The sequence below is a fragment of the Pseudomonas sp. GW821-FHT07G10 genome, from assembly GCF_059418545.1.
On sequence record NZ_JBWKQB010000002.1, the window covers coordinates 39,977 to 55,875 of the forward strand.

General features: G+C 58.4%; 17 protein-coding genes. 6 read left to right on the plus strand and 11 right to left on the minus strand.

Features of this window, described 5'->3' with window-relative positions; genetic code table 11:
- Positions 1-16 precede the first annotated feature (16 nt).
- From AC07O1_RS03370 to AC07O1_RS03385, 4 genes are all read left to right on the plus strand, one after another.
- The gene (locus tag AC07O1_RS03370) at positions 17-733 is read left to right on the plus strand and encodes a PA5502 family lipoprotein (protein ID WP_495087914.1); all 717 of its coding nucleotides are present in this window, start codon (positions 17-19) and stop codon (positions 731-733) included.
- Positions 734-1,137: 404 nt separating this feature from the next.
- Positions 1,138-2,145, plus strand: coding sequence for a methionine ABC transporter ATP-binding protein (locus AC07O1_RS03375; protein WP_494991128.1), 1,008 nt, complete (start codon positions 1,138-1,140; stop codon positions 2,143-2,145).
- Positions 2,145-2,819, plus strand: coding sequence for a methionine ABC transporter permease (locus tag AC07O1_RS03380; protein WP_495087915.1), 675 nt, complete (start codon positions 2,145-2,147; stop codon positions 2,817-2,819). Before AC07O1_RS03375 ends, AC07O1_RS03380 begins: the two co-directional genes overlap by 1 nt.
- Before the next feature lie 61 nt (positions 2,820-2,880).
- Positions 2,881-3,654 carry a MetQ/NlpA family ABC transporter substrate-binding protein gene (locus AC07O1_RS03385; protein ID WP_495087916.1) on the plus strand — a complete coding sequence of 258 codons (774 nt, stop codon included), beginning with the start codon at positions 2,881-2,883 and terminating at the stop codon, positions 3,652-3,654.
- Between the two features lie 268 nt (positions 3,655-3,922).
- Here the strand turns inward: AC07O1_RS03385 and AC07O1_RS03390 are convergent, their stop codons facing one another.
- Genes AC07O1_RS03390 through AC07O1_RS03410 form a run of 5 tightly spaced genes read right to left on the minus strand, consistent with a single transcriptional unit; the run spans position 3,923 to position 7,846 of the window.
- On the minus strand, positions 3,923-4,558 hold the full coding sequence (locus AC07O1_RS03390) for an SCO family protein (RefSeq protein WP_494991125.1): 636 nt from the start codon (positions 4,556-4,558) through the stop codon (positions 3,923-3,925).
- Entirely contained in the window at positions 4,555-5,454 is a 900-nt protein-coding gene (gene cyoE / locus AC07O1_RS03395) for a heme o synthase (protein ID WP_495087917.1), read from the minus strand. The genes AC07O1_RS03390 and cyoE overlap by 4 nt, the downstream gene beginning before the upstream one ends.
- A complete protein-coding gene (locus tag AC07O1_RS03400) occupies positions 5,442-6,521 on the minus strand; it encodes a COX15/CtaA family protein (RefSeq protein ID WP_495087918.1) in 1,080 nt (359 codons plus the stop codon). Before AC07O1_RS03400 ends, cyoE begins: the two co-directional genes overlap by 13 nt.
- 10 nt (positions 6,522-6,531) lie before the next feature.
- Complete coding sequence (locus AC07O1_RS03405) at positions 6,532-7,140, minus strand: PA_0111/PP_0108 family redox-active disulfide protein (protein WP_495087919.1); 609 nt, start codon at positions 7,138-7,140, stop codon at positions 6,532-6,534.
- Positions 7,106-7,846, minus strand: coding sequence for an SURF1 family protein (locus AC07O1_RS03410; RefSeq protein ID WP_495087920.1), 741 nt, complete (start codon positions 7,844-7,846; stop codon positions 7,106-7,108). The genes AC07O1_RS03405 and AC07O1_RS03410 overlap by 35 nt, the downstream gene beginning before the upstream one ends.
- A 70-nt stretch (positions 7,847-7,916) precedes the next feature.
- Here AC07O1_RS03410 and AC07O1_RS03415 point away from each other — a divergent pair, with 70 nt between their 5' ends.
- The gene (locus tag AC07O1_RS03415; RefSeq protein ID WP_494991120.1) at positions 7,917-8,120 is read left to right on the plus strand and encodes a twin transmembrane helix small protein; all 204 of its coding nucleotides are present in this window, start codon (positions 7,917-7,919) and stop codon (positions 8,118-8,120) included.
- Positions 8,121-8,137: 17 nt separating this feature from the next.
- Here the strand turns inward: AC07O1_RS03415 and AC07O1_RS03420 are convergent, their stop codons facing one another.
- The 4 genes from AC07O1_RS03420 to coxB all read right to left on the minus strand — a co-directional run bounded on the left by AC07O1_RS03420 (position 8,138) and on the right by coxB (position 12,465).
- Positions 8,138-9,025 carry a cytochrome c oxidase subunit 3 gene (locus AC07O1_RS03420; protein ID WP_494991119.1) on the minus strand — a complete coding sequence of 296 codons (888 nt, stop codon included), beginning with the start codon at positions 9,023-9,025 and terminating at the stop codon, positions 8,138-8,140.
- A 55-nt stretch (positions 9,026-9,080) separates the two neighbouring features.
- The gene (locus AC07O1_RS03425) at positions 9,081-9,632 is read right to left on the minus strand and encodes a cytochrome c oxidase assembly protein (RefSeq protein ID WP_494991118.1); all 552 of its coding nucleotides are present in this window, start codon (positions 9,630-9,632) and stop codon (positions 9,081-9,083) included.
- Between the two features lie 27 nt (positions 9,633-9,659).
- Positions 9,660-11,255: a cytochrome c oxidase subunit I gene (ctaD, locus tag AC07O1_RS03430; RefSeq protein WP_494991117.1), complete on the minus strand. Its 1,596-nt coding sequence runs from the start codon at positions 11,253-11,255 to the stop codon at positions 9,660-9,662.
- Positions 11,256-11,337: 82 nt separating this feature from the next.
- Positions 11,338-12,465, minus strand: coding sequence for a cytochrome c oxidase subunit II (gene coxB, locus AC07O1_RS03435; protein ID WP_494991116.1), 1,128 nt, complete (start codon positions 12,463-12,465; stop codon positions 11,338-11,340).
- Between the two features lie 371 nt (positions 12,466-12,836).
- Between coxB and AC07O1_RS03440 the strand changes: the two genes are divergently transcribed.
- Positions 12,837-13,487: a hypothetical protein gene (locus tag AC07O1_RS03440; protein ID WP_494991115.1), complete on the plus strand. Its 651-nt coding sequence runs from the start codon at positions 12,837-12,839 to the stop codon at positions 13,485-13,487.
- A gap of 308 nt (positions 13,488-13,795) precedes the next feature.
- On the opposite strand, the gene AC07O1_RS03445 is transcribed toward AC07O1_RS03440, so the two are convergent.
- Both AC07O1_RS03445 and AC07O1_RS03450 read right to left on the minus strand, forming a co-directional pair.
- A complete protein-coding gene (locus tag AC07O1_RS03445; RefSeq protein WP_494991114.1) occupies positions 13,796-14,527 on the minus strand; it encodes a carbonic anhydrase in 732 nt (243 codons plus the stop codon).
- Between the two features lie 239 nt (positions 14,528-14,766).
- Positions 14,767-15,825 (minus strand): PA0069 family radical SAM protein, encoded by a 1,059-nt coding sequence (locus AC07O1_RS03450; protein ID WP_495087921.1) that lies wholly within the window; start codon positions 15,823-15,825, stop codon positions 14,767-14,769.
- Between the last annotated feature and the right edge of the window lie 74 nt (positions 15,826-15,899).

Below are 15,899 nucleotides of genomic sequence, written 5' to 3' on the forward strand. Positions count from 1 at the left end.
TTAGAGAGTCGCAGGAATGAAGCCGTTCGCATCCCGTTATCTGCTCGTTGTCGCATTTTCCCTGCTGCTGGGTGCCTGCCAAAGCACGCCGCCCGCGGCCACAGCGGCCCCGGATGCCCGGGCCGTGGCCATCGCGCAGCTGGAGCAAAACCTCGCCAGCAGCGAGTTGGCCACCGCCGAGGATCAGTTGAGCGCGTTACAGGCCGAGTCGCCCAACGACCCTCAGCTTGAGCAGTATCAACGCCAGTTGGCCGAAGCCTATTTGCAACGCAGCCAGATCGTCTTGCAAAAAGGTGATGTCAACGCCGCCGCCACCGCACTGAGTCGGGCCCGCGCACTGATGCCTAAAGCGCCGGCACTGACGGGTGGCGTCAACAGCGCTATCACCCACGCCCGCAAGGCCGAGCTTGATAAAGCCGAAGCCGCGTTGAAAGCCGCCGAAGCCAAACCTGTCGCCAAGGTGATCGACCCTACGGCCGCAAGCACCACCGTCGCCTTGAACTTCACCAACATCAAGCAACTGCGCAAGCAACTGGATGCGATCGCCATAGACGTAGTGAATTTTCAGTGTGATGTGAGCATTCAAGCGCCGCGCACCGACGACTATCCATGGTTGGCCACGCTGTTGACCAAACGGGTGAAGAAACTCGATTCAGAGTTCGATCTCAAGCTGGAACGGCAGATCATTCGCAACATCCCGGCGCAAATGGTTCTGAGCCCGCGCAAGCCTTAAAAGCATCGCGGGCAAGCCTCGCTCCAACGGAATTTTATGATCTATGGAGCAGGGAGGACGCCCAGTTCTTGCCCGCGATGGCATCCCCTCTATCAATAAAGAACTTCAAACCGGAATCGCCTTGGCCTTGGGCCCGGGCTCCCACATGCGATGCTGAGCAATCGCCGCAAAAAACGCCTTCAACGCCTTTAACCACCCGACTCAAATATCACTTCGCACACTACTGAAGGCAGCTGCGCTATCGGCGCATTTGAGCCGTTGGTTTTTTATGACCTTTGATCGCGTTATTGCCAAATGACTGGTTGAATGCGAAATAAATGCTAAGAACCTCTATATAGACAGGCTAAAATGCGCGCCCGGCTAACCGCTGATCCTTTTCTAACGCGCCCCACAAGGTTCGCTACGTGATCGAGTTTCAAAACGTCCATAAAACCTACCGGGTCGCCGGTAAGGATATTCCCGCTCTGCATCCGACCAGTCTGCGTGTCGAGGATGGTCAGGTATTCGGCCTGATCGGCCATTCCGGTGCGGGGAAAAGTACCCTGCTGCGCCTGATCAACCGCCTGGAAGCCCCAAGCGGCGGCAAGATAATCGTCGATGACGAGGAAGTCACCGCGCTCGATGCCAATGGTCTGCGGCGTTTTCGTCAGCAGGTCGGGATGATTTTCCAGCACTTCAATTTGCTGGCATCCAAGACCGTTGCCGACAACGTTGCGCTGCCACTGACCCTCGCCGGCGAATTGTCGCGCAGCGAAATCGACCTGCGTGTGGCCGAGTTGCTGGCACGGGTTGGCTTGGCCGACCACGCCAGGAAGTACCCGGCGCAACTGTCCGGCGGCCAGAAACAGCGTGTCGGCATCGCCCGTGCGCTGGCAACCAAGCCAAAAATCCTGCTCTGCGACGAAGCCACCAGCGCCCTTGACCCGCAAACTACTGCATCGGTCCTGCAATTACTGGCACAGATCAACCGCGAGCTGAACCTGACCATCGTGCTGATCACCCATGAGATGGACGTGATTCGTCGCGTCTGCGACCGGGTGGCCGTGATGGATGCCGGCGTGATCGTCGAGCAGGGTCCGGTGGCCGAGGTGTTCCTGCATCCCAAGCACCCGACCACCAAGCGCTTCGTGCAGGAAGACGAGCAGATCGACGAAAACGAACAGCGCGACGACTTCGCCCATGTCCCGGGCCGTATCGTGCGTCTGACCTTTCAGGGTGAAGCGACCTACGCGCCGCTGCTGGGCACCGTCGCCCGCGAGACCGGTGTGGACTACAGCATCCTGGCCGGGCGTATCGACCGCATCAAAGACGTCCCTTATGGGCAACTGACCCTGGCCGTCACTGGCGGTGACATGGAAGCGGCCTTTGCCCACTTCACCGCAGCTGACGTCCACATGGAGGTGCTGCGCTAATGGAAGCCCTGATGAGTTACTTCGCCAACATCGACTGGTTCGAGATCTGGCTGGCCACCGGCGATACCCTGATGATGCTCGGCGGTTCGCTGCTGTTCACCGTGTTGCTCGGCCTGCCGCTGGGTGTGCTGCTGTTTCTCTGCAGCCCGCGCCAATTGCTTGAGCAAAAGAGCATCTACGCGCTGCTGTCGCTGGTGGTGAACATCCTGCGGTCGTTGCCGTTCATCATCCTGTTGATCGTGATGATCCCGTTCACCGTACTGATCACCGGCACCTCGCTGGGTGTGGCCGGTGCTATTCCGCCGCTGGTAGTGGGCGCTACGCCATTTTTTGCGCGATTGGTGGAAACCGCATTGCGTGAAGTGGATCGCGGCATCATCGAGGCGACCCAAGCCATGGGCGCCACCACGCGGCAAATCATCACCAATGCCTTGCTGCCGGAAGCGCGGCCGGGTATTTACGCTGCGATCACCGTGACGGCGATCACGCTGGTGTCCTACACCGCAATGGCCGGTGTGGTCGGCGCAGGCGGTCTTGGTGATTTGGCGATCCGTTTCGGCTATCAGCGTTTCCAGACCGACGTCATGGTGGTCACGGTGATTTTGCTGCTGGTGCTGGTACAAGTTCTGCAAACCGTCGGCGACAAGCTGGTGGTGCACTTTTCCCGAAAATAAATGCAACTGCCGGCCACGGCTGGCAGGCGCCTGAAAAGGCGCCTAACAAGGAGTTTGCTGGATGAAAAAACTACTCGTCGCTTTCGCTGCCGTTGCCGCGTTTTCCGCTCAGGCAGCACAAACCCTGACCGTGGCCGCGACCCCGGTTCCCCACGCGGAAATTCTCGAATTCGTTAAACCGGCACTGGCTAAAGAAGGCGTCGACCTCAAGGTCAAAGTCTTCACCGACTACATCCAGCCGAACGTACAGGTCGCAGAGAAGCGTCTGGACGCCAACTTCTTCCAGCACCAGCCGTACCTGGATGAGTTCAACAAGGCCAAGGGCACCCACTTGGTGAGCGTTGCCGGCGTACACCTGGAGCCGCTGGGTGCTTACTCCAGCAAATACAAAGCGCTGGCGGATCTGCCAGGCGGCGCCAACGTGGTAATTCCTAACGACGCCACCAACGGCGGTCGCGCCTTGCTGCTGCTGAACAAGGCCGGGCTGATCAAGCTGAAAGATTCGAACAACATTCTTTCGACGATCAAAGACATCACCGAGAACACCAAAGACCTGAAGTTCCGTGAACTGGAAGCCGCCACCATCCCGCGCGTGCTGACCCAGGTCGACCTGGCCCTGATCAACACCAACTACGCTCTGGAAGCCAAGCTCGATCCGTCCAGGGATGCGCTGATCATCGAAGGCAAAGACTCGCCTTACGTGAACATCCTGGTTGCCCGTCCGGACGACAAGGACAGCGATGCGATGAAGAAACTGGTTGCTGCCCTGCACAGTCCGGAAGTGAAGCAATTCATTCTGGAAAAATACAAAGGCGCCGTACTGCCAGCGTTCTGATTGGCTGCAGATCATTCCCACGCTCCCGCGTGGGAATGCAGCCCGTGACGCTGCGCATCACAAAGCGGACGCAGAGCGTCCAATGAGGAATTCCCACGCAGAGCGTGGGAACGATCAATAAAACGGGGGCGCATTGATTGCGCCCCCGTTTTTTTTGCCTGCCCGTCGGGCCCCTATGACCCCTTCCACTATAGGAGCACAGCTTGCTGGCGATGGCGTCCGTAAGATTGCCATCGCCGGCAAGCCGTGCTCCTACAGGTTTCTGTCATTACTGACGCTTGAGCATCACCGGTAACTGAGCCACCAGTTTCGTGTTGTTCAGCGGTGCACGAATGAAGCCACGCTGCGTACCGTCCGGCCCGATCACGGCCAGGTTGCCGCTGTGGTCGACGGTGTAGTTGGGTTTGCTGATATCGGCCGGGATGAATGGGATGCTGACCGCATTGGCGAGCTTCTGCACGTCTTCCACCGAAGCGCCGGTCAGGCCTTTGAAGTCCGGGTCGAAGTAGCCCAGATACTGTTTGAGCTGCTTGGGGTTGTCACGGGCCGGGTCGACGCTGACCAGAATGATCTGCAGCTTGCCGACCACCTCCTTGGGCAACTCACTCTTGATCTGCCGCAACTGGGCGAGGGTGGTCGGGCAGATGTCCGGGCAGAAGGTGTAGCCGAAGAACAGCAGGCTCCATTTGTCTTTCAGCTCGTTGACCGTCACTGGCTGACCGTCCTGGTCGATCATCTTCACCTCTGGAAGATTACGGCTTTGCGGCAGCAGAATGATCCCGGCATCGATCAGTGCAGTCGGGTCACCCTGGCCCTTGCCGGTCAGTACTTTGTTGATGGTAAGTCCAAGGACCAAAGCCACCAGGGCGACGAGAATAAAGACAGTTTTCTGAGTTCGAGTCATAGGATCAACAATAAGTAGTGGTCTACGAGCAGCGCGATAAACAGCAGGAACAAGTAATAAATAGAGTACTTGAAGGTGTTGATCGCGGCGTGCGGCCGAGTGCCACGGTACAGCACGAAGGCCCATTGCAGAAACCTCGCGCCAAGGCCCAGGGCACAAATCAGGTAGAGCATGCCGCTCATGTGGATCACAAACGGCAGCAGGCTGACCGCGAGCAGGACGAAGGCGTAGAGCACAATGTGGACTTTGGTGTAGTGCTCGCCATGGGTCACCGGCAGCATCGGGATATCAGCCTTGGCGTATTCCTCTTTGCGGTGAATCGCCAGTGCCCAGAAGTGTGGCGGCGTCCAGGCGAAGATGATCAGCACCAGCAACAGCGGTTCGGCGCTCACATGCCCGGTGGTGGCGACCCAGCCGAGCAACGGTGGTGCTGCGCCAGCCAACCCACCGATGACAATATTCTGCGGTGTCGCACGTTTGAGAAAACCGGTGTAGATCACCGCATAACCCAGCAGCGAGGCCAGCGTCAGCCAGGCGGTCAACGGGTTGGTGAAGGTCAGCAGCAACGCCTGGCCGGCCAGCGCCAACGCAAAAGCGAAGGTCAGCGCCGCGGTCGGTGAAACCCGTCCTTCGGCCAAGGGCCTTTTATGGGTCCGGGCCATGACCGCATCGATCCGCCGGTCCACCACATGATTGACCGCCGCCGCGCCCCCCGCGCACATCGCGATCCCCAGGTTGCCGAATACCAACACCGTCCACGGCACCCCGGCGCGCGTGGCGAGGAACATCCCGACCAGTGAGGTGATGAGCATCAGCACCACCACCTTGGGTTTGGTCAGCTCCAGATAATCACGCCAGATCGCCTGACTGTGACGCTCGCCAATCAAAATCGCCATGGCTGCTCTCCTTTTATTGTTATGGGGCCGGCTGCGTGTTTACGCGGGCTGAACCGCCAACGCACAGGGACATGCTGCTTGACCCGAACCAGGCTGGTTCGCGCGTGATAATTGACCAGTACCATTGTCAGTAACAGCACCGCTGCGCCAGCGTTATGGGCGACGGCAACCGGCAGCGGTAGATGAAACAGTACATTGCTTACACCCAGAGTGATCTGTGCGGCCAACGCCACCAGCACCAGCCCGGCAATTCGGGTCATGCCGACCAACCGCAGCTGCCAGGCAAGCCCCAGCAGCACCAATGTGACCAGCAGCGCACCGATGCGGTGTGCGAGATGAATCGCGGTGCGGGCATCACTGTCCAACTGGCCACCGAGATAATTCGGACCAATGTGTTGCGTCAGGTGAAAACCATTGGCGAAGTCGGCGGCCGGTAACCACTGCCCATGACAGGTGGGAAAGTCGATACAGGCCACGGCTGCATAGTTAGAACTAACCCAGCCGCCGAGGGCAATTTGCCCGATCACCAGTAATAACCCGGCAGTCGCCCAGTACTGCAAACGTCGCGGCACCGTCAGCGCCGGCAACACGCCAGACAAGCGCAGCGTCAGCAGAAACAACAGGCTCAAGGTCGCGAGGCCGCCGAGCAAATGCACCGTGACCACTTGCGGCCAGAGCTTGAGGGTGACCGTCCACATGCCGAACGCCGCTTGGGCAAACACCACGGCCAGCAAAAACAGCGGCAGCTTCAACGGATGCCCGGGATGACGGCGATGGGTCCAGGCACGGGCGGCCAGCAATACAATCAGCAAGCCCAGCGTCCCGGCGAAGTACCGATGGACCATTTCGTTCCAGCCCTTATGGGCCACAACCGGCGCCTCGGGAAAATGCAATTCGGCATGGGCCAGTTGGGCTTCGCTTTGCGGCACGCTGATAAAGCCGTAGCAGCCGGGCCAGTCCGGGCAGCCAAGCCCTGCGTGAGTCAGCCGGGTATAAGCGCCGAGCAACACCACAATCAGTGCCAGCAAGGTGGCAAACAGCGCGAGGCGAAATCCAGGTTTGGCCATGACGATGCCCTCATCCGATATTCGACAGTTTCAGCAGTTGGCGCAGGTCGTTGAGCAGGTCCTTACCCTTTATCCGAGCGTCGTAACGCAGCACCAGGTTGCCGTGGGGATCAATGATCCACAGTTGCGCCGCGCCAATGCTTTGTGCGGCTTTTTCCCCAGGTCCTCGATTAAATGTAGACAGGTCCAGCAGGTAGCGCTGCAACTGCGGGTATTCACGTTGCAGCCTGGCGTCATAGTCGGCGTCCAGCGGTTGGGCAGTGGCCAGCGCATGACTGGCGCGAGAGGCATCACGACCCAAGCCGACCTGAATCTGCCGGGCCAGATACACAAGCTGCTGGCAGTCCACGGAACAGTCCTTCGGTGCGGTGACCAACATCTGCCAACGGGATTCATCCGCGACGACGCCAAGGTCGGCACGGCTCTGCCCGTTGCCGATTAATTCGCCGTGATAACTACGACTCTCCGGAACCCAGAACTGCAATTTGTACATCCCTGTGGCGAGGATCATCGGACCGATCACCCCGAGAAGGATAAGGATCAGCTGCCAACGTCCGTGTCGGCGACTGTGTGACGTCGACTTCTCAGAAATGTTGGGTGGATTCATGGCCGCTCCCATGGTGCGTCTCCCTTGCGTTGTGCCATCCGAGATAGAGATAAAGACCGAACAATGCCACCGCCATGGCGAACCACTGCACGGCATATCCAAGGTGTTTTTCCGGCCCCATGGCCACTACGGGCCAATCGGTCTGGTAGGACGCCGGGCCCGCTTCTTCGCGTAACTGATCGGCAAAACCACTACGCCCCAACTCCGACCAAAGCTTCGATGGGTCGACAGCGGTGACCAGCCGTGGCCAGTTCGCCCCCGCAGGGTCGGCATGCAGCTGAAAGGTCGCGCCGGGCGCCACGTAGACCCAGGCTTCCAGGCTCAGCGGTTGCGCGGGCGTAGTAAACACCGGCGGCGTACGCCGATCCGGCCACGGCAGCCAGCCGCGATTGAGCAACACCCAGAGGCCGCTGGCCTGATCGAGAAACGGCTGCAGCAACTCGACCCCGACCTTGCCATTGCGCATGCGGTTATCCAGCAAAAAGCTGTGCCCGGCATCGAACTGCCCGCGCAGACGGACCCGACGGAACGCCGGATCCTCGTAGCGTTGCAATTGATCGAAGAGTATTGGCTCCGCCACCCGGCGCTCGGCGTAGTTGGCAAGCAATACGCGCTTTTGCTCGCCGCGGCCCAGTTGCCAGAAGCCGAGAGCGACCAGCACAGGCAGCAACACAAGCACCACCAAGGTCGGTGCAATGCCGGGGTGAAAACGCTTCATGGCATCGCCGCAAAGTTAAGAGATCGACTGGCTATACTGATTCGCATCGCGTTCCCCCCGGAGTCCCACCATGCTTAAAGCGGCAATCGTCCTGATGCTGATAGCCACAATAATCAGCCTGTTCAGCGGTCTGTTCTTTCTGGTCAAGGACGAAAGCAGCTCGAACCGGCTGGTCATTGCCCTGACTGTTCGTGTCAGCCTGGCCGCCATCACCGTCGGCTTGATTGCCTGGGGTTTCTTCAGCGGCCAATTGGACTCCAGGGTTCCCTGGTAGCTATTGCCTAACGGCCCTCAGAGCACGTACACGAAGATAAACAAACCAATCCACACCACATCGACGAAGTGCCAGTACCAACAGGCGGCTTCAAAGCCGAATTGATGTTCAGCATTGAAATGCCCGCGCATCACCCGCATCAGCATCACAAACAGGATGATCGTGCCGATGGTCACGTGAGCGCCGTGGAAACCGGTGAGCATGAAGAAGGTCGCGCCGTAGACACCCGATCCCAGCGTCAGCCCCAGCTCGTGGTAGGCGTGGATGTACTCCTTGGCTTGAAAACTGAGGAAGGCCCAACCCAGCAGCAAAGTCAGCGCCAGCCAGATTTTCAACGCGCCGCGATGTCCTTTCCTCAAGGCATGGTGGGCGATGGTCACGGTGACGCTGGAACTGACCAGCAAGACGGTGTTGAGCAACGGCAAGCCCCAAGGGCTGATAGTCTCTTTGGGTGGAGGGAAAAGTTTCGGATCGGGGGTATGCAGTAATGGCCAGCTGAACTGGAAGCTCGGCCAAAGCATGTGTGCCACGCCTTTGCTGCCTTCACCACCCAGCCATGGGCCGGACAGGTTACGCACGTAAAAAAGAGCGCCGAAGAAGGCAATGAAGAACATCACTTCAGAAAAGATGAACCAGCTCATGCCCCAGCGAAATGTGCGATCCATCTGCGGGCTGTACAGCCCCGCGCGACTTTCCTTGATCACCGTGCCGAACCAGCCAAATAGCATGTAGGCCAGCAGCAGTCCGCCGACGAAGAAGATCAGCGGGCCGTGGGATTCCGGGCGGGCGGCCTTGAGGTCGTTGAACCAGGTGCCCAGACCGAACATGGTGATCAACATGCCAAACGTGGCAATGATCGGCCATTTGCTCTGGGCGGGAACGTAATAATGCTCATGATTTGCCATTTATTGTTCTCCTTATCGGGCGCGTTCGTTAGTGAGCGTCAACACGCCCTGATTCTTATCCGCCGGTATTGGTAGCCACCGGCGGATGACGAGCCGTGATATCAAACAGCGTGTAAGCCAGCGTCAGGTGCTTCACATCCCTGGGCATGTCACGGTCAACGATAAAACGCACCGGCATCTCGATCCGCTGACCGGGCTGCAGCACTTGCTGGGTAAAGCAGAAGCATTCGGTCTTGTGGAAATACACCGCCACATCGCCTGGAGAAATACTCGGAATCGCCTGGGCACTCATCGGGTGATCGGTCGGGTTATAAGCGACAAACAGCATTTCGTTCACCGCGCCGGGATGGATCACCATGTCATCGGCCTTGGGATAGAAGCCCCAGACCATGTCCACGGCATTGGTCGACAGAAACTGCACACGGATCTGCCGCGAAGTGTCGACCACCTGCTCACCCTCGTATTGCCCGGCGGTTTTGCCGTTGATACCGAAAGCCTTGCACATCACGTCGTAGATCGGCACCAGGGCAAATCCGAAAGCAAACATCGCTACCACCACCATCAGCAGTCGAGTGACCAGTCGTTTGAGCGAAATTGAGTCAGCCATGAGCGCAGACCTCACAGGTAAACGCGTTCATTTCACTTCCGGCGGAGTAACAAACGTGTGATACGGCGCCGGTGACGGGATGCTCCACTCCAGACCCTGCGCACCTTCCCAAGGCTTGGCCGGTGCCGGCTCACCGCCGCGAATGGTCTTGATCACTATGAACAGGAAGAAGATCTGGGTTGCACCGAACGTAAAAGCTCCGATCGAGGACACCATGTTGAAATCGGCGAATTGCAGGTTGTAATCCGGAATCCGCCGCGGCATCCCTGCAAGTCCCACGAAGTGCATCGGGAAGAACGCCATGTTCATGCCGATGAAGGACAGCCAGAAATGCAGCTTGCCCAGGGTTTCGTCGTACATGTGCCCGGTCCATTTCGGCAGCCAGTAATAGGCCGAGGCGAAGATCCCGAAGATAGCCCCCGGCACCAGCACGTAGTGGAAGTGCGCGACCACGAAGTAGGTGTCCTGGTACTGGAAGTCCGCCGGAGCGATGGCCAGCATCAGCCCGGAAAAACCGCCGATGGTGAACAGGATCACGAACGCCACCGCGAACAGCATTGGCGTCTCGAAGGTCAGCGACCCCTGCCACATGGTGCTGACCCAGTTGAACACCTTGACCCCGGTCGGCACCGCGATCAGCAGCGTGGCGTACATGAAGAACAGCTCGCCCACCAACGGAATGCCCACCACGAACATATGGTGTGCCCAGACGATGAACGACAGAAAAGCGATACTCGCCGTGGCGTAGACCATCGAGGTGTAGCCAAACAGCGGCTTGCGCGAAAAGGCCGGAATGATCGAGCTGACGGCACCGAAGGCCGGCAGAATCATGATGTACACCTCGGGGTGACCGAAGAACCAGAATACGTGCTGGAACAGCACCGGATCACCACCACCGGCGGCACTGAAGAAACTGGTGCCAAAGTGGATGTCCATCAACATCATGGTCACGCAACCGGCCAGCACCGGCATCACCGCGATCAACAAGAACGCGGTGATCAGCCAGGTCCAGACGAACAGCGGCATTTTCATCAACGTCATGCCCGGAGCACGCAGGTTGAGGATGGTAGCGATCACGTTGATCGCGCCCATGATCGAGCTGATGCCCATCAGGTGAATGGCGAAGATGAAGAAAGTCACGCTTTCCGGCGCGTAGGTCGTGGACAAAGGTGCGTAGAAGGTCCAGCCGAAGTTCGGCCCGCCACCGGGCATGAACAGGGTCGACACCAACAACAGGAAAGCAGCCGGCAACAGCCAGAAACTGAAGTTGTTCATCCGTGGCAGGGCCATGTCCGGCGCGCCGATCATCAATGGGATCATCCAGTTGGCGAGGCCGACGAACGCTGGCATCACCGCACCGAAGACCATGACCAGACCGTGCATGGTGGTCATCTGGTTGAAGAACTCTGGCTGGACGATTTGCAGCCCCGGCTGGAACAACTCGGCACGGATCACCATGGCGAACGAGCCGCCGAGCAGGAACATGCTGAAGCTGAACCACAGGTACAGCGTCCCGATGTCTTTGTGGTTGGTGGTCAGCACCCAGCGCATCAGGCCCTTGGCGGGACCGTGGGCGTGGGCATCAACGATTGCATGACCGTGGTCATCGCTCACAGCATTCATGTCCTGTCTCCTGCAAACGGGTGGGCTGGACGATCCGGGGCGACAAGCCCCAAGCGGTTCCTGAAGCACGCAATAGGCTGGGTCATTGGCTTTGCGCCTGTTTCAGAGCCAGAACATCCTTAGGCGTCACCATGTCGCCTTTCTTGTTGCCCCAGGCGTTGCGCTCGTAGGTCACGACAGCAGCGATATCGACTTCCGAAAGCTGTTTGCCGAACGCCGCCATAGCGGTGCCGGGCTTACCGAAGTAGACGCGGTGCAGGTGATCTTCTTTGGGGCCGGTGGCAATTGGTGAGTCCTTGAGCGCCGGAAACATTGGCGGCAGGCCCTGGCCTTCAGCCTGGTGACAGGCGACGCAAGTGGTGTGATAGACCTTGTCGCCGCGAGCCACCAGTTCGTCGAGCGTCCACTCTTTGCTGGTCAGCTCTTTAAGCCTGGAGCTCTCGGCTTTGCGGTCAGCCAGCCAGGTGTCGTAATCAGCCTTGCTCTTGACCTCGACCACAACCGGCATGAAACCGTGGTCCTTGCCGCACAACTCCGAACACTGGCCACGGTAGATACCGGGCTTGTCGACCCGGGTCCAGGCTTCGTTGACGAACCCCGGAATCGCATCGCGCTTGACCGCGAACGCCGGCACCCACCAGGAGTGGATGACGTCGGCAGCGGTCACCAGAAACCGCACCTTGGCGCCAACCGGCAACACCAGCGGCTGATCGACTTCCAGCAGATAGTGTTCGCCTTTGGTGGCCAGGTTATGAATCTGTTCGGCGGGGGTGGCCAGGTTGCTGAAGAACTCAACGTCCTGCCCGAGGTATTTGTAATGCCATTTCCACTGATAGCCGGTGACCTGGATGTCCACATCCGGCTCACTGGTGTCGTACATTTTGATCATGGTTATGGTCGCGGGAACGGCCATTGCCACCAGAATCACGAACGGAACCACAGTCCAGAGGATCTCGACCGTCGTACTTTCATGAAATTTGGCAGCTACCTGGCCGGTGGAGCGACGGTGGACGATCATCGACCAGAACATGGCACCGAAGACGATGATGCCAATCACCACACAGATCCAGAAAATGGTCATGTGCAGGTCGAATACCGCGTGACTCACCTCAGTAGCCCCTGGCGCCATATTCACGGTCCAGGCGGCTTGCGCCTGGCTGAATATCGACCACAACACAAGGCCCATCCAGACTTGTGGATGTCGCATCATCGCGGGTTCCCCTTATCGTTCTTTTTATCCCGCCGGCTTTCACCTGCGGCCAAGGGAGTGGCTGCCTAGACTACGAACTTAAACCGCCACGCCTTGGCTGCACCTGCAGCCGGGCGTTATCAGCTAACTTCATACAGACCCGAGTATAGACAGCGACTTCGACCTCGCAACGCGATGGCGTAAATCAACTGAGACACGCCGGCCTTGTGCCAGAGACCACGGATGGAGAGGGATACCTGACGAATGGTGGCAAATCGATATAGCGCTAGCGCATAACCATGAAATAATTATGACAAATGCGTCTTAGCAGTTTTTGCACGCAAGCTAACTTATGTCTTCCCTATTTCATTGCTTTGTTCCCTGGAGTTTTCATGAACACCGCCGCATTGCGCGAGCAGATCCAACGTGCCCATCAACATGAGGCCCAGACCGGCCATTTGACGCGTCAGCTGGAAACTCAATTGCCGCACCTTCATCCGGCCATCCAACTGTCCGATGCCGACGCCAAGGGCGTTTTGACCCGTTTTGTCACAGCTTATATAGAACAAGTCCCGGACCTGCTCGACGCGGCCAACGAAGTGGCGCGTGAAGCGGGTATCGAAGACCAGATCAAACCGGTTCTGAAAATCGCCGAGCAGTTCTTCATCCAGCCACCGGCAATCATGGCCGGCCATGAAGGCCTTGATAGCCTGCTGGACGAAGCCTATCTGGCTCATCGACTGGTCGAAGAGGTCAACGATCTCTACATCAAGCATTTCGGTCAGCCATTGATCCCACTGGATATGACCGTCGCCAACCTGATTGCCCACCAACTGATCGGCGAAACATTCGCCAACCAACTGGATGAGGCCGTGCACCACGCCGTAGACGAAATGCTCAATGAAGAGAGCTTCGCGCTGGAATCCGTCGAGGCTTACCGCGAAAAACTCAACAGCCCGGATACCGGAGCTGCGTGGAAACGCTGGCCGTGCCTGTCGCGCCAACTGGGCGTAGAGCTGGAGCTGGATACGCCGGCTGTTTGAGCAGGAGCTGGTCAATTAAGCAATTTCAGGCACATCCTGCTCTCGTAGCAGTTGCCGTCAGGCTACGTGCGGCTGCGAAGCAGCCGTAAATCCAGCGCTTTCATTCTTTCTGTAAGTAGGCGGTTGCTGTATTGCGACCGCTTCGCAGCCGAACGTAGCCTTCGGCAACTGCTACGGGTTTTGTGCCCGCCTCGCGGTCGGTGAGTTGCCTCGGCTGCGATCTTGCCCTGGGCAACGGTCTTGGGTTCAAACTCCGGCTGAACCCATTCCAACTGTCGTCCGCAGCCAAACCACACAGGGGTAGCAGATTAGAAGCGCGCTTTGGGCGTCGCAACGGGAATCGGATGGCTGCCATCCAGAGGCAGAAAACAGCCCTGGTCCGCGTCGTAGGCTTTGATTTCACTGGTTTCGATGCTGTAAACCCAACCATGGATAAATAGGTGACCGCTAGCCATGCGCGACGCCACCGAAGGGTGAGTGCGCAAATGCTGCAATTGGGCGATGACGTTTTCCTGGGTCAGCACCTGCATGCTTTCGTTTTCGTCTGCACAATCGCAGTTGTCCTGAACCATTGTCTTGGCCACCTCCGCATGGAGCAGCCAGGCTTTGACGGTGGGCATTTTTTCCAGGCTTTGCGGGTTGAGCACCGCGCGCATCGCGCCGCAATCCGAGTGTCCGCAAATGATGATGTGCTGCACGCCGAGCGCCAGTACCGCATATTCGATGGCCGTGGAGACACCCCCATTCATTTGGCCATAAGGCGGCACCACGTTGCCCACGTTGCGGGTCACGAACAGGTCGCCCGGAGCGCTTTGGGTAATCAATTCCGGGACGATGCGCGAATCGGCACACGCGATGAACATCGCCCTTGGCCGTTGGGCCGTGGCGAGTTTTTTGAAGAGTTCTTCCTGTTGCGGGAAGATCTCGTGATGGAAGTGCAGAAAGCCGTCAACGATATGCTGCAGCGCTGCATCGGCGCTTTCAGCCTCCGCAAGGGCTGAAGCCGACGCAGCCAACGGCTGTTTATCCTTGTCACGCATGATTCATCCTCTTTGACGGATTAAGGGAATTTTTCAGCAGCACAGGGTCAGTGCCTGGCTAAAAACCACTCAGCTACTGACCGTGACCAATCAGTCACTATATGAATACCGTAACCGCCAAAACTTGACTCGAACTGAATCAAACGCTCTAGTCCGCCACTTTCGCTCATGGAAAAACGTGACCAGAGTACCAGCTGCCTCACTATTATCGGCACTATTCAACGATAGGCCAATTCCTCTCAAAGCAATGACATCTGGCCGCCCGGCGGACAAAAAGCCTCGCAATCGAGATTGAATCCCTCCCCTCGATTGAGCCCCAGACGCTTGATGGCTTTGGCAAACCGTTGCGCCAGAAGATCGGCAAACGGTCCTTCGCCGCGCATTCGCGCTCCATAACGGCTGTCGTACAGCTCACCGCCTCGGCTCTGGCGAATCAGGCTCAGCACATGGGCTGCACGCTGCGGGTAGTGGGCGGCCAGCCACTCCTCGAACAGCGGCGCGACCTCCAGCGGCAGGCGCAGCATCATGTAGGCCGCGCTTTGTGCGCCAGCGGCGTGGGCTTCGCCAAGCAGACTTTCCAGTTCGCTGTCGTTGATCATCGGAATCATCGGTGAGCACAGCACGCCTACCGCAATTCCCGCTTCACGCATGACCTTGATTGCCCGCAACCTGGCCTTTGGCGCAGCGGCTCGCGGTTCGAGGATGCGTTTGAGCTCATCATCGAGCGTGGTCAGGCTGATCATCACCGCCACCAACCGTTGTTGCGCCAACTCGACGAGCAGGTCCAGATCACGAAGAATCAATGAGCCTTTGGTGATGATGGTCACCGGATGGCGGTATCGCAGCAGCACTTCCAAGGTTCGCCGAGTGATTTTGTGCTCGCGCTCGATCGGCTGATAAGGATCAGTATTGGACCCAAGATTGATGGGCGCGCACTTATAACCGCGCTTGGAAAGCTGCTGCTCCAGCACAGCGGCGGCGTTGGTCTTGGCAATCAGCTTGGTCTCGAAATCCAGCCCCGGCGACAAATCCCAATAGGCATGACTGGGCCGGGCATAGCAGTAAATACAACCGTGCTCACAGCCACGATAGGGATTGATCGAGCGATCGAAGGGCAAGTCTGGCGAGTTGTTGCGAGTGATGATGGTTTTCGCCGTCTCGATGCGCACCTCGGTGCCTTGCGTCATCGGCGCTTCCTGATACCAGCCGTCGTCCTCGGCGACCGAGCGGTTCGGCGCGAAGCGGTTGTGCGGATTGGTCGCGGTGCCGCGTCCGCGAGGAGGCAGGGGAGTGAACATCGAACGAGCCTCTAAGCTGTATACACATACAGTATTAGAGCGTCAGAGTTCTGGCCAGTACCATTCGGCACTTC

Excerpts from the sequence above, each read along its gene's own strand:
- AC07O1_RS03370 (WP_495087914.1), top strand. The coding sequence starts at position 17 with ATGAAGCCGTTCGCATCCCGTTATCTGCTCGTTGTCGCATTTTCCCTG.
- AC07O1_RS03380 (WP_495087915.1), top strand. The coding sequence starts at position 2,145 with ATGGAAGCCCTGATGAGTTACTTCGCCAACATCGACTGGTTCGAGATC.
- AC07O1_RS03385 (WP_495087916.1), top strand. The coding sequence starts at position 2,881 with ATGAAAAAACTACTCGTCGCTTTCGCTGCCGTTGCCGCGTTTTCCGCT.
- AC07O1_RS03390 (WP_494991125.1), bottom strand. The coding sequence starts at position 4,558 with ATGACTCGAACTCAGAAAACTGTCTTTATTCTCGTCGCCCTGGTGGCT.
- cyoE (WP_495087917.1), bottom strand. The coding sequence starts at position 5,454 with ATGGCGATTTTGATTGGCGAGCGTCACAGTCAGGCGATCTGGCGTGAT.
- AC07O1_RS03400 (WP_495087918.1), bottom strand. The coding sequence starts at position 6,521 with ATGGCCAAACCTGGATTTCGCCTCGCGCTGTTTGCCACCTTGCTGGCA.
- AC07O1_RS03405 (WP_495087919.1), bottom strand. The coding sequence starts at position 7,140 with ATGGGAGCGGCCATGAATCCACCCAACATTTCTGAGAAGTCGACGTCA.
- AC07O1_RS03410 (WP_495087920.1), bottom strand. The coding sequence starts at position 7,846 with ATGAAGCGTTTTCACCCCGGCATTGCACCGACCTTGGTGGTGCTTGTG.
- AC07O1_RS03415 (WP_494991120.1), top strand. The coding sequence starts at position 7,917 with ATGCTTAAAGCGGCAATCGTCCTGATGCTGATAGCCACAATAATCAGC.
- AC07O1_RS03420 (WP_494991119.1), bottom strand. The coding sequence starts at position 9,025 with ATGGCAAATCATGAGCATTATTACGTTCCCGCCCAGAGCAAATGGCCG.
- AC07O1_RS03425 (WP_494991118.1), bottom strand. The coding sequence starts at position 9,632 with ATGGCTGACTCAATTTCGCTCAAACGACTGGTCACTCGACTGCTGATG.
- ctaD (WP_494991117.1), bottom strand. The coding sequence starts at position 11,255 with ATGAATGCTGTGAGCGATGACCACGGTCATGCAATCGTTGATGCCCAC.
- coxB (WP_494991116.1), bottom strand. The coding sequence starts at position 12,465 with ATGATGCGACATCCACAAGTCTGGATGGGCCTTGTGTTGTGGTCGATA.
- AC07O1_RS03440 (WP_494991115.1), top strand. The coding sequence starts at position 12,837 with ATGAACACCGCCGCATTGCGCGAGCAGATCCAACGTGCCCATCAACAT.
- AC07O1_RS03445 (WP_494991114.1), bottom strand. The coding sequence starts at position 14,527 with ATGCGTGACAAGGATAAACAGCCGTTGGCTGCGTCGGCTTCAGCCCTT.
- AC07O1_RS03450 (WP_495087921.1), bottom strand. The coding sequence starts at position 15,825 with ATGTTCACTCCCCTGCCTCCTCGCGGACGCGGCACCGCGACCAATCCG.